15 protein-coding genes are annotated in these 12,095 nt (G+C 72.7%); 10 read left to right on the forward strand and 5 right to left on the reverse strand.

Features of this window, described 5'->3' with window-relative positions:
• The 6 genes from C1J01_RS39700 to C1J01_RS54190 all read left to right on the forward strand — a co-directional run.
• The coding region (locus tag C1J01_RS39700; protein ID WP_146615893.1) for an FUSC family protein at positions 1-743 on the forward strand (743 nt) is incomplete at its 5' end.
• Between the two features lie 41 nt (positions 744-784).
• On the forward strand, positions 785-1,606 hold the full coding sequence (locus tag C1J01_RS39705; protein ID WP_111184197.1) for a helix-turn-helix domain-containing protein: 822 nt from the start codon (positions 785-787) through the stop codon (positions 1,604-1,606).
• Between the two features lie 34 nt (positions 1,607-1,640).
• Positions 1,641-2,078, forward strand: coding sequence for a VOC family protein (locus C1J01_RS39710; protein WP_235854968.1), 438 nt, complete (start codon positions 1,641-1,643; stop codon positions 2,076-2,078).
• A gap of 104 nt (positions 2,079-2,182) precedes the next feature.
• A complete protein-coding gene (locus C1J01_RS39715; protein ID WP_111184201.1) occupies positions 2,183-2,686 on the forward strand; it encodes a MarR family winged helix-turn-helix transcriptional regulator in 504 nt (167 codons plus the stop codon).
• Positions 2,687-2,968: 282 nt separating this feature from the next.
• On the forward strand, positions 2,969-4,333 hold the full coding sequence (locus C1J01_RS39720; RefSeq protein WP_181449222.1) for an OFA family MFS transporter: 1,365 nt from the start codon (positions 2,969-2,971) through the stop codon (positions 4,331-4,333).
• Positions 4,330-4,437: an MFS transporter small subunit gene (locus C1J01_RS54190; protein WP_438943177.1), complete on the forward strand. Its 108-nt coding sequence runs from the start codon at positions 4,330-4,332 to the stop codon at positions 4,435-4,437. Before C1J01_RS39720 ends, C1J01_RS54190 begins: the two co-directional genes overlap by 4 nt.
• A gap of 4 nt (positions 4,438-4,441) precedes the next feature.
• On the opposite strand, the gene C1J01_RS39725 is transcribed toward C1J01_RS54190, so the two are convergent.
• The 3 genes from C1J01_RS39725 to C1J01_RS39735 are packed head-to-tail and all read right to left on the reverse strand — an operon-like array spanning position 4,442 to position 7,614.
• Positions 4,442-5,071: a TetR/AcrR family transcriptional regulator gene (locus C1J01_RS39725; RefSeq protein WP_220040336.1), complete on the reverse strand. Its 630-nt coding sequence runs from the start codon at positions 5,069-5,071 to the stop codon at positions 4,442-4,444.
• Positions 5,072-5,113: 42 nt separating this feature from the next.
• Positions 5,114-6,703: a flavin-containing monooxygenase gene (locus C1J01_RS39730; RefSeq protein WP_268958787.1), complete on the reverse strand. Its 1,590-nt coding sequence runs from the start codon at positions 6,701-6,703 to the stop codon at positions 5,114-5,116.
• Complete coding sequence (locus tag C1J01_RS39735) at positions 6,700-7,614, reverse strand: alpha/beta hydrolase (protein ID WP_111184207.1); 915 nt, start codon at positions 7,612-7,614, stop codon at positions 6,700-6,702. The genes C1J01_RS39730 and C1J01_RS39735 overlap by 4 nt, the downstream gene beginning before the upstream one ends.
• A 164-nt stretch (positions 7,615-7,778) precedes the next feature.
• Here C1J01_RS39735 and C1J01_RS39740 point away from each other — a divergent pair, with 164 nt between their 5' ends.
• Positions 7,779-8,633: an FRG domain-containing protein gene (locus tag C1J01_RS39740; RefSeq protein ID WP_220040337.1), complete on the forward strand. Its 855-nt coding sequence runs from the start codon at positions 7,779-7,781 to the stop codon at positions 8,631-8,633.
• A gap of 61 nt (positions 8,634-8,694) precedes the next feature.
• The gene (locus C1J01_RS39745) at positions 8,695-9,690 is read left to right on the forward strand and encodes a GlxA family transcriptional regulator (protein ID WP_111184211.1); all 996 of its coding nucleotides are present in this window, start codon (positions 8,695-8,697) and stop codon (positions 9,688-9,690) included.
• Here C1J01_RS39745 and C1J01_RS39750 read toward each other — a convergent pair.
• Positions 9,680-10,114, reverse strand: coding sequence for a MarR family winged helix-turn-helix transcriptional regulator (locus C1J01_RS39750; RefSeq protein WP_111184213.1), 435 nt, complete (start codon positions 10,112-10,114; stop codon positions 9,680-9,682). The two genes, C1J01_RS39745 and C1J01_RS39750, sit on opposite strands and share 11 nt — an antisense overlap.
• Before the next feature lie 30 nt (positions 10,115-10,144).
• The gene (locus tag C1J01_RS39755) at positions 10,145-10,480 is read right to left on the reverse strand and encodes an STAS domain-containing protein (protein WP_111184215.1); all 336 of its coding nucleotides are present in this window, start codon (positions 10,478-10,480) and stop codon (positions 10,145-10,147) included.
• 334 nt (positions 10,481-10,814) lie between these two features.
• On the opposite strand from C1J01_RS39755, the gene C1J01_RS50505 reads away from it, so the two are divergent.
• Complete coding sequence (locus C1J01_RS50505; RefSeq protein ID WP_181449224.1) at positions 10,815-11,135, forward strand: phosphotransferase; 321 nt, start codon at positions 10,815-10,817, stop codon at positions 11,133-11,135.
• 71 nt (positions 11,136-11,206) lie between these two features.
• Entirely contained in the window at positions 11,207-12,001 is a 795-nt protein-coding gene (locus C1J01_RS39765; RefSeq protein ID WP_111184219.1) for an SDR family oxidoreductase, read from the forward strand.
• Positions 12,002-12,095: the final 94 nt, after the last annotated feature.

Here is a 12,095-nt window from a genome sequence, read left to right on the forward strand (position 1 = left end):
CCGTTGGGACCGTGGCGGCCGGGTCGGCGGTCGCGGGGTGGCTGTCGATGGGGTTCGGGGTCGGGCGTCCGTACTGGGCCGTGGTGACGGCGGCGGCGGTGTTCGCGGCGAACACCACGCTGTCGTGGAGCCGCGCGCTCCAGCGCACAGTCGGCAACCTGCTCGGCGTGGCCCTGTTCACCCTGCTGGTGCCGGTGAGCCGGCTCGGGGCGCTCGCGCTCATCGTCACCGTGCTCGTGCTGCAGTTCGTCACGGAGGCTGCGGTCACCCGGAACTACTGGCTGGGCAGCGCGTTCATCGCGCCGATGGCGATGCTGATGACCGAGTTCGCCGGGGCCGAGCCGGTGCCGGAGATGGTGGCGGACCGCTGGCTGGACACCTGTCTCGGGGCTGCCGCCGGGTTGCTGGTGTGCGCGCTGCTCCCCGACCGCAGGGCCGGACGACGCGTGCACGCCGCTCTCGACCGGCTCGAACGCGTCGTCGCCGACCTCACGCCGCCCGGGCCGTCCGCGCCTCCCGCGCCGTCCGCGCGGTCCACGGCGCCCGCCCCGGTTACGCCGTCCGATGCCGAGCGGCGGGTCGTCTGTGATCGGCTGCGCGCCGCGCTGGTGGAGCTTCGTGAGGCCGCCGACACCGCGGCGGGGGAGTGGTGGCGAACGGAGCTGCCCCAGGAGCGCATCGCCGCAGCCGAACGCACCGGCCACCACCGGCTCGCCGAGCTGACGACCACCCGCCGCCCCTGATCGTGTTCCCTGCCCCCTTGGTCGCACCGTACTGTGGCGGGATGAGCGCGCCTGCCGATCAGCTGACCACGGCTCCGGTGCCGTTCGTGACGACGCTGAGTGCGTACGACCTCGGGCAGGGCTCGGGCGGCGTTCATCGCGGGCTTCCGTCGTCCACGGTGTCGATCACGATCCCGGAGGATGATCCGCTCGAGATCGCATGGATCGGGCGGCCGGGCTCGCGCAGACGGCTGCGGGCCGTCGTCGCCGGGCTCCACCTGAGCGTGGCGGAGCTGAGGCAGCAAGGCTGCACGCGCGGCGTATGGTTGCGGCTCAGCCCGCTGGGCGCACGCGCGCTCCTGGGAGTCCCGGCGTCGGAGCTGGCCGGGCAGATCGCCGATCTCGCCGACGTCGCCCCGCAGATGGCGGACCTGCCCGAGCGGTTGACGGCCTGCCGGTCCTGGCCCCAACGCCGGGCCCTCGTCGAACGCCGCCTGCTCGCCGGCCTCGCCCGGCACGGCGACCGCGCCGACCACGGCGGCCTGCGGGCCACGCTCGCGGCCCTGTCCGGAACCGGCCGGGTGCAGGACGCCGCTCGATCGCTCGGATGCTCCCGGCGGCACCTGAGCAGCGTGGTCCGGACCGAGCTCGGGGTGACGCCGAAGGAGTACCAGCGGCTTGTCCGTTTCGAGAACGCCCGGGGCCGGCTCGTGGCCGGCGCCCGCGCCGGAGGGGCCGGCCTGGCGGCGGTGGCCGTCGCGGCGGGCTTCGCCGACCAGGCGCACCTCACCCGGGAATGGCGGGCGATGACCGGGGACACGCCCACGGGGTGGCTGCGCGCCGAGGGCCTGGCCGTGCGAGGTTCATCAGGCCTTCAGCCGTGAAGCGGTGCGTCACCCGGGTGAAGCTCGTTCCCAGATGTTCAAGACCTCGCCGCCCACCCGACCGAATGATGGGCGCATGACGACAATCAGCCGTACCTCTCCTCGTCTCATCGTGCCCGCCCCGGACCGGGCGTCGGCGTTCTATCAGGACGCCCTGGGCGCCGAGCAGGTGTTCCGCGCTCCGCCGGGCGACGACGGGCGGCCCTCCGTCGTTGATCATCGCATCGGCGGCACGTCCTTCCGGGTCTCGCCGGCCGTGTCGTCGTGGGGCTGGCTCTCCCCGAGTGATCTCGGCGGCTCGGCGGTGCTCCTCGAGATCGAGGTCGACGATCCGGACGCGGTGGGTGAACGCATGATCGCTCACGGCGCCGATGCGGTGGTGCCGATCGAGAACCGGCCCTACGGCAAACGCTCGGGACGCGTACGCGACCCGTTCGGCCACCTGTGGATCATCACCGGCGAACTCCGCTGAGCCTCACGCCGCGCGAGACGGGCGTCCTCGGAGCGGGCGGAGGCGGGCCGGGCGGCGCGTACGATCGGAGCCACCGGACATCCCAGCACGGAAGGATCGCACACGTGGAGGACGCCGTCGCGGTCGCGCTGCGCCAGTGGCGCAAGGTCCTCCCCGAGGCCGACCTCGACACGATCGCCGTCATCGGCCGCCTCAACCGGTGCGTCGCCCTGCTCCAGCAGGCCACCGACGCCCCGCTCGGCCGTGCGGGCATCAACCGCGCCGAGTACGACCTGCTGTGCGCCCTGCTCAGGGTCGGCGGTGAGCTGACTCCGGGCAGGCTGGCCCGTGAGACGTTCGCGTCGGGGGCGGCGGTGACCAAGCGGGTCAAGCGGCTGGAGGAGATCGGCCTGGTCACGCGGCGGGTGGACGACCGCGATCGGCGGGTGGCCCACCTGTCGCTCACCGAGCAGGGCCGGGAGTTCATCATGCGGCTGATGCCCGAGCAGCTGGAGTACGAGACCGCGCTCCTGGCCGGCCTCCCCGACGACCGGGAGCGGCAACTCGCCGACCTGCTGGGCGAGCTGCTGCTGATGCTGGAAGGCCGCCTCGGCAGCACCCTCGCCTGAAGCCGGCGCAGGCACGTACGCCGTCCCATGACTCGGGCGGTACGGGAGTGGCGAGGCGCAGCCGGCCGGCCGGACGGGACGCCCCCGAAGGCGGCCACGCCGCCCCCGACGCGGCCCCGTACGGCGCCTGACGTGATGCGGACCTGGGGATCCACGGGCCTCAGGCGATCGACTCCCATCGCCCACGCCACACGCGACCGTTCATCGACGAGATTTGACCGCTCGCCGTAAACATCGGACCGATACTAAATGCGGCATACCGTATGTGTTACCCAAAGACCCGTGGCAGATGGATTCCTCAGCCGTTCCCGTACCGTGGCGCCGTCCGGCTGGACCCGCTGGCTCGTGCCGCCCGCGGCGCTCTCCGTCCACCTGGCGATCGGCCAGGCGTACGCGTGGAGCGTCTTCAAACCTCCGCTCGAACAGGCCCTCGGGCTCTCGGGCACCCAGAGCGCGCTGCCGTTCCAGCTCGGCATCGTGATGCTGGGCCTGTCGGCCGCCTTCGGCGGCACGCTGGTGGAGCGCAACGGGCCCCGCTGGGCCATGTTCGTCTCGATGACGTGCTTCTCCTCCGGCTTCCTGCTGTCGGCGCTGGGCGTGCTCACCCGGCAGTACTGGCTGGTCGTGCTCGGCTACGGATTCGTCGGCGGGATCGGGCTCGGCATCGGCTACATCTCGCCGGTCTCCACGCTGATCAAGTGGTTCCCGGACCGGCCGGGCATGGCCACCGGTATCGCGATCATGGGGTTCGGCGGCGGCGCCCTCATCGCCTCGCCGTGGTCGGCGCAGATGCTCGCCGGCTTCGGCACGACCACGAACGGCATCGCCGCCACGTTCCTCGTGCACGGCGTGGTCTACGCGGTCTTCATGACGATGGGCGTGCTGCTCGTCCGGGTCCCGCCTGACGGCTGGACGCCGAAGGGCCGGCAACTGTCGGCGGCCAGGGCCCGCGCGCTGGTCACCACGGCCGACGTCTCGGCCCGCAACGCCATCCGCACCCCGCAGTTCTGGTGCCTGTGGGTGGTGCTGTGCTGCAACGTCACGGCGGGCATCGGCATCCTGGAGAAGGCCGCGCCCATGATCACCGACTTCTTCGCCGGCACGTCGGTGCCCGTCGCGGCGGGCGCGGCGGCCGGATTCGTGGCGCTGCTGTCGCTGGCCAACATGGCCGGGCGCTTCGTCTGGTCCTCGACCTCGGACCTGATCGGGCGCAAGAACATGTACCGCGTCTACCTCGGCGTCGGCGCGCTGCTCTACCTCGTCATCGCGCTGGCCGGCGACGCCTCCAGGCCGCTGTTCATCCTCTGCGCGCTCGGCATCCTGTCCTTCTACGGCGGCGGGTTCGCCACGATCCCGGCGTACCTGAAGGACCTGTTCGGCACCTACCAGGTGGGCGCCATCCACGGGCGGCTGCTGACCGCCTGGTCCACGGCGGGCGTGCTCGGGCCGCTGATCGTCAACGCCGTCGCCGACGCGCAGGAGGCCGCCGGCCGCTCGGGCCCCGCCCTGTACACCACGTCGTTGTACGTCATGATCGGCCTGCTCATCGTGGGCTTCGCCGCCAACGAGCTGGTGCGGCCGGTGCACGAGAAGTACCACGAGCGGCCCCGGGTGGTGCCGCTGGAGGAGAAGGGACAGACCGTATGAACCGGCGCACCGGCCTCATGGTGCTGGCGTGGACCTGGGTGGGCGTGCCGTTCGCGTACGGCGTCTACCAGCTGTTCCTCAAGCTCACCCAGCTGTTCGCGTAGGCGGTCACGCGGGCGGGTAGATCGCGATGGCGGCGGTGAGCACGAACGCGGTGACGTCCTCGACGTACTGCTCGCTCTGCGCCGCCATCTCCGGCCGCAGCTCCTCCGGCGTGGCCAGCACGTGGTTGAGCAGCCCGCCCACCAGCGTGTCGACGATGAGCGTCGGGGAGGCGTTGCGGCCCAGCTCGCCGCGGTCGATGGCACGGCGGATGATGGCGCGCGCCTCCAGCACCCGCATGCTCCGGATGCCGGCCGCCAGCTCGGCGAAGAGCTCGGGGTAGGCACGCGCCTCCACGTGCAGGCGCAGCCCGGCCAGCCCGTGCGGCCCCAGGTAGTAGGCCATCATCGCGTGGGCCAGCCCCCGCAGGTCCTCCCGCAGCGTGCCGGTGTCGACGGCGATGACGGGCAGCACCAGCGCCTGCTCCAGGGCGGCGGCGACCAGCCGCTCGCGGGTGGGCCAGCGGCGGTAGATCGCCGCCTTGCCGATGCCGGCCCGCCGCGCCACCGCGTCGAGCGTGAACTTGGCCCAGCCGAGCTCGGCGTAGAGCTCGATGGCCGCCCGCAGCGCCTTGCGGTCGACCTCGGCGTCACGGGGCCGGCCCGGCCCGGCGGTGTTCGTCACGGGTTGGGACACGGTGCCACCTCCTCGGCAGCACCGTAGCGGAGGAGCCCGTGTTCAGGACGAGAGTACGAACCCCTCGTAACCGTCGGCCGCCACCTGATCGCACTTGAGCCGGTACGCTCCCACCCCGCCGACGTACGGCATGAAGACCCGCGGCTTGCCCGGGACGTTCGCGCCCAGGTACCACGAGTCGGCCTGCAGGTAGAGGGTGAACTGCGCGACCTCGTTCACGTGCGCCGTCCAGGCGTCCTCGGCCAGCGGGTCGGCGTCGATGGCGGTGACGTCCTTCTCGCGCAGCCAGGCGACGCAGCGGGCGATCCAGTCCACGTGCTGCTCGATCGACACGATCATGTTGCTCAGCACCGACGGGCTGCCCGGGCCGGTGATCGTGAACAGGTTGGGGAAACCCGCGCTCATCAGCCCCAGGTACGTGCGCGGCCCCGCCTCCCACTTGCGCCGCAGCGACAGGCCGCCCTTGCCGGTGATGTCCAGGCCGAGCAGCGGGCCGGTCATGGCGTCGTAGCCGGTCGCGTAGACGATCATGTCGACGTCGTGGCGGCCGGCGGCGGTGCGCACGCCGGTCGGCGTGATCTCCTCGATCGGGTCGGCGCGTACGTCCACCAGCGTCACGTTCGGCCGGTTGTAGGTGGCGTAGTAGCCGGTGTCGACGCAGATGCGCTTGCTGCCGATCGGATGGTCACGCGGCGAGAGCAGCTCGGCGGTCCTGGGGTCGCCGACGGTCTCGCGGATCTTGCTCCGGACGAACTGGGCCGCCAGCTCGTTCGCCCGCGGGTTGACGGGGATGTCGCCGTAGGCGCCGAGGAAGGAGATGCCGCCCTTGGTCCAGCGGGTCTCGAACTCGCGGGTGCGCTCCTCGTCGGAGACCTCCAGCGCGGACGTGGGGTTGAACTCGCCCAGCAGCCCGACGTGCGACTCGCGCATGCGCCGGCGCAGGTCGGGATAGTTCGCCTTCACCCAGCCCTGGTACTCCGGTTCCATCGGGCGGTTGTGCGCCGGCACGCTGTAGTTGGGGGTGCGCTGGAAGACCGTCACGTGCTCGGCCTGCTCGGCGATGACCGGGATGGCCTGGATGCCGGAGGAGCCGGTGCCGATGACGGCCACCCGCAGCCCGGAGAAGTCGACGCCGTCGTGCGGCCAGCGCCCGGTGTGGAAGCTCGGGCCGCGGAACTCCGCCGCGCCCGGGAAGTCGGGCACGCGCGCCGCCGACAGGCAGCCGACCGCCGTGATGAGGTAGCGGGCCGCCACGACGTCGCCGCGGTCGGTCTCCACCCGCCACAGCCCGCTCGCCTCGTCGTAGGCCGCCCGCGTCACGCGGGTGCCGAACTGGATGTCACGCCGCAGGTCGAAGCGGTCGGCCACGTGGTCGGCGTACCGGAGGATCTCGGGCTGGGAGGGGTAGCGCTCGGTCCACTCCCACTCCTGCTCCAGCCGGTCGTCGAAGGAGTAGGAGTACTCCATGCTCTCCACGTCGCAGCGCGCGCCCGGGTAGCGGTTCCAGTACCACGTGCCGCCCACGCCGTCGCCGGTCTCGAAGACGCGTACGGACAGGCCCAGGCCGCGCAGCCGGTGGAGCATGTACATGCCGGAGAACCCGGCCCCGACGACGACCGCGTCGAACCTCACGAGAGCCTCCTCTCGACGGCCTCGGCGACGGTCTCGAGGGCCGTGGCCTGCGCCGGCAGCAGGTTGACCATGGTGAAGAAGCCGTGCATCTGGCCGTCGAAGCGCTGGAACTCGACCGGAACCCCAGCTTCCCGCAGCCGTTCGGCGTACGCCTCGCCCTCGTCGCGCAGCACGTCGTGCTCGGCGGTCAGCACCACCGCGGGCGGCAGGCCGGACAAATCGTCCGCGCGCAGCGGAGAGGCGTCGGGGTGCGCGCGGGCGGCCGGGTCGGGCACGTAGTGGTCCCAGAACCAGACCATCGAGTCGCGGGTGAGCATGAGCTGGTTGGCCGGGTCGCGGTAGGAGGCGTTGTCCAGGTCGCAGTCGGTCACCGGATAGACGAGCACCTGCAGCGCGATGGCCGGGCCGCCCTCGTCCCTGGCGCGCCTGGCCACGACGGCCGACAGGTTGCCGCCCGCGCTGTCGCCCGCCACCACGATCGGCAGGCCGGGCATCGCGGCGGCCGTCCACAGCAGCGCCGCGTACGCGTCGCGCGCGGCGGTGGGATGGCGGTGCTCGGGCGCGAGACGGTAGCCGACCAGCACGACCGTGCAGCCCGTACGGACGGCGAGCAGGCGGCCCAGGGAGTCGAACTCGTCGATCGCGCCGATGACCCAGCCGCCGCCGTGGTAGTAGACGATCACGCCGCGCGGGTCGCCCTCGGGGGTCAGGACGCGGGCCGGGAACGAACCGCCGTCGTCGGCTGAAATCGAGACGTCCTCGACGCGCGCCACCTCAGGGCCCTTGCCGTACAGGTCGCGCAGGGCGCCGAACTGCCCGCGCGCCTCCTCGGGGCTCATCTCGTGCATCGGCCTGCCGCCCGCTTCGGCCATCAGCTTGAGGAACTGCGTCGTCGCGTCATCCAGGGGCATGGGGGGTCACCTCACCGTGGGAGCGCGGAGGGGGTGATCTATGTCACCCCGATGTGTCCTCAACGTAGGATGCGGGCCCGAGCGAGTCAATGGACGATAGTCGTCCGCTTTTCCGGCGTGGTGTGGACGGGTTCGCTGGGGGCACCGGATGCAGGGTGAAAGCGGTGACGGTGTCGTCGTGGCGGGAGCTGGACGAGGCGATCGGTGAGGCGGGGCGTTCCGACGGGGCGCTGCACGCGCATTCGACGCTGGTGTTCCGGGGGTTGTCCAGGAGCGGCTACTCGCACATGTCGGGGCTGGCCCGGTTGCAGGGCGACTATGCGGCCGTCGAATCCCACCTGATCCGAAATTTTCGTAAATACGCGCATCGTGCGGCGCCGGGGCCGGCGCTCTGGGACTGGCTGGCGCTCGGCCAGCACCACGGCCTGCCCACGCGGCTGCTGGACTGGACGTTCTCGCCGCTCGTGGCCCTGCACTTCGCGACCGCGACCTGGCCCGAGGAGGACGCGCTGCTGATCGCGGTGGACAGCGCGGGCGCGCACCGGCTGCTGCCCGAGCCGCTGCGCGCGTCGCTGCAGGAGGAGGGGGCGCTGCTGTTCACCACCGAGATGCTCTCCCAGCACGCCCCCGACCTGTGCGCCTTCGACCGGCTGGGGGAGGGCCGGCCGCCGTTCCTGGTGTTCTTCGAGCCGCCGTCGCTGGACGAGCGGGTGGTCAACCAGTCGTCGGTGTTGTCGGCGTTCTCCTCGGCGACGTACCAGCTGGAGGAGTGGCTGGCCGACCACCCCGGGCTCGCCTCCGGGTGGGTGATCCCGGCCGAGGTCAAGGCCGAGGTGCGGCAGCGGCTCGACCAGGCCAACATCACCGAACGGGTGCTGCTGCCCGGACTCGACGGCCTCGCGGACTGGCTGCGCCGCTACTACTCGCCGGGCAGCATCGCCTACGGCGAGGGCGCCGGGGGATCGTCCATGGCCGGCCAGGAGGACAGCCGCCGGCACGAGGGTCGCATGGGCCCGTAGGCGCGATCCGTGGGCGACGCGGCGTTGACGCCACCCGGCGGCCGGCCGGAAGGTGTAAGGCGTGCACCCGCGCCGCATCGTCTTCGTCGTCTACGACGGCTTCCAGGCCCTCGACCTGGCCGGGCCGTACGAGGTCTTCCAGCAGGCCGCCTGGCACGTGAACGGCCACTACACCTGCGAGATCGTCGGCCCCGCCGCCGGCCGGGTGCACGCGGACAGCGCCCTGCCGATGCACGCCGAGCACGGCGTGCGCACCCTCGACCCGCGCGGCGTGGACACCCTCGTCGTGACCGGCGGCGTCGGCGTCTTCGACGCCCGGCGCGACCCCGCGCTGACGGGGTGGATCAGGGCCGCGGGGGCCGGCGCGCGCCGGGTCGCCTCCGTCTGCACCGGCTCGTTCCTGCTGGCCGCCGCCGGGCTGATCGACGGGCGCCGGGTCACCACCCACTGGGCCCACGCCGGGCGGCTCGCGGACGAGCACCCCTCCGTCACGGTCGACAGCGACCCCATCTTCGTCAGTGACGAGCGCGTGTGGTCGTCGGCGGGCGTGACCGCCGGCATGGACCTCTCCCTCGCCCTCGTGGAGGACGACCTCGGCCGCGACGTCGCGCTCACCGTCGCCCGCAACCTGGTGCTCTTCCTGCGCAGGCCCGGCGGTCAGTCGCAGTTCAGCGTGGCGCTGTGGTCGGGGCAGCCGTCCACCGACCCGATCCGCGCCGCCGTCGCGGCGATCCACGCCGACCCCGGCGCCCGCCACGAGGTCAAGGACCTCGCCGAGCACGCCCGGCTCAGCCCGCGCCACCTGCAGCGCCGCTTCACCGCCGAGCTCGGCCTGCCGCCCGGCGCGTACGTCGAGCGCGTCCGCGTCGAGGCGGCGCAGCGTGCGCTGGCAGAGAGCGACGCGCCGGTCGAGGTCATCGCGCGCCGCTGCGGCTTCGGCACCGCCGAGACCCTGCGCCGCGCGTTCCACCGCCGCGTGGGCGTGTCCCCGTCCGACTACCGCGAACGTTTCGGCCGGATGCCGGCCGCCGAGCCTCCCGCGCCGGTCAGGCGCTGAAGGCGGCTCGTACGGCGTCGCCGACCTGGCGCTGGATCGGGTCGGCGGCCGGCCCGAACATCCGCTCGTCCACCTCGGCCACCGCCGCCTGCGCCCGCTCCAGCAGCCGCGCCCCCTCCGCGGTGACCTCGATCGCCGACGCCGAGCCGGCGCGCGCGGTGTTGTCGCGGACGAGCCCCGCCGCGGCGAGCGCCTTCACCGCCGCGTGCACGCTCTGCACCGTGATGCCCGACATGCGGGCCAGGTCGCTGAACGACACCCCGGGCACGGCCGCGATGTGACCGAGCAGGCCGAGCCGGCTGACAGTGAGGTCGAGCGGGGCGAGGGCGGCGTTGAGCTCGGTCTCGATCCGGCGGGCCAGTGTGAGCACGATGATGGAGGTGCTGGTCACCGGGGGAGCGGGTCGGCCGTTCTCGAAGCTCACGGTCCCAGTCTCCCGCACCCGCGGACGTGGTCAGTTGTCAGAGGTGGCGAACCGTTTGTCCAGGCCCGTCATCCGCAGCAGCCGGGTCATCCGGGGCTGCAGGCCGCTCAGCCGCAGCTCTCCGCCGGCCTCCTCGACGCGGTTGGCCGCCCAGATGAGCGCGTTGAGCCCCGAGGAGTCGCAGAAGCCGACGTCGTGCAGGTCGACCACGACGTGCGGCGGCGTCAGGTCGGTCATGGCCTGCGTCAGGCCGCTGCGGAACTCCTCGACACTGGCCAGGTCGAGGTCGCCGGCGGGACTCAGCACGGTCGTGTCATCACGCCGTGTGACGATCCAGGAAAAGCCGGTCCGGTCCGTGCCGCCCATCGCACCCTCCCCATCGAACGCCCGTCCACAGCTTTGCACAGTGCAAGGAATCCCGGAAGTCGCACCGGCGCGGCCAGTGTACGTGTGCGAAAGTGCTCATGGGGCGCACGCGGACTCTTGGGGCGGCGTACGGCGGGGATCCGGGCGAGGTGACAGGTGGCGGTCGATCGGCTCGCGGGCGGCAACGACGGGGGAGCGGTGCGCGACGGCCGTACCGTGCGGCGGCCGGTGCGGGAGTGGACCGCCTCGGTGCACGCGTTGCTGCGGCACCTGGAAGGCAAGGGTTTCGCGGGGGCGCCACGCGTCGTCGGCGTCGACCGCGGCCAACGAGGCGGTGGCCGACTTCGTGCCGCCGCCCGGCGCCCGCTGGCGGGTCGGCGGGCGCTGGTCGCCGGGGAAGATCATCGTGCACAACGACGCCGGCCCGTTCAACGCCGCCTTGCGCGACGGGCGGCTCACCGGCTTCTTCGACTGGGACTTCGCCGGCCCCTGCACCGCGCGCTCCGACGTGTCCTGGATGGCGCTGGCGTGGGTGCCGCTGCCGGCCCGCCGGGTCGCCGCTGCCGGCGACGGTCTCTACGCCCGCCTGCTGCGCGACGGGGTGGCCGACGACGTGGACGAGGCCGTACGGGAGCTCGACGACTTCTTCGGCTGAGCCGCTGTCACACTTTCTCCTCCTCGCGGGTCGATGCGGCGAAGAGCACGTTCGAACTGCGGGAGAGAACCATGACCATCCTGATCACCGGCGGCACGGGCACCCTCGGCGGCCACCTCGTCCCCCTGCTGCGCCACGCGGGCCGGAACGTCCGTGTGCTCACCCGGACGTCCCGCCCCGGCGCGGACGGCGTCGCGTACGTGACCGGCGACGTCAGCACCGGGGCGGGACTGGACGCCGCGCTGGCCGGGGCCGAGACCGTCGTGCACTGTGCGGGCAGCGCCAAGGGCGACGAGGAGAAGGCCGCGAACCTGGTGCGGGCGGCGTCCGCGGCGGGGGTGCGGCACCTGGTGTACATCTCGGTCGTGGGGGCCGACCGCGTCCCCGTGGTCAGCGGCCTCGACCGCGCCATGTTCGGATATTTCGCCGCCAAGCTGGCCGCCGAACGCGTCGTGGCCGAGTCGGGCATCCCGTGGACGACGCTGCGGGCCACCCAGTTCCACGACTGGATCGTCACCACGATGGGGATGATGGCCAAGCTGCCGGTCATGACGACGTGGGGCGGGGTGCGGTTCCAGCCGGTGGACGCCGGCGACGTCGCCGAGCGGCTCGCCGAGCTCGCCCTGGGTGAGCCGGCCGGTCTGGTGCCCGACATCGCGGGGCCGCGCGTGTACGCCATGGAGGACCTGGCCCGCGACTACCTGCGCGCCACCGGCCGGCGCCGTCTCGTGGTGCCGGTCAGGACGCCGGGCAGGGCCGCCGCCGCGTACCGGGCCGGGGCGAACCTGGCTCCCGATCGCGCGGTGGGCCGCCGTACCTGGGAGGACTTCCTGGCCGGGTTGTCGCGGCCGGCGCGGATCGGGTGAGCGTACGCGCCTGAGGTGGGCATGCCCGGGCAGGGGGTCGGTGACCGCGCCATCGGGCGAATCCGCACAGGCACGAGGACGCTGACCCATGACA

It is taken from the genome of Nonomuraea aridisoli, assembly GCF_003236395.1.
GTDB lineage: Bacteria > Actinomycetota > Actinomycetes > Streptosporangiales > Streptosporangiaceae > Nonomuraea > Nonomuraea aridisoli.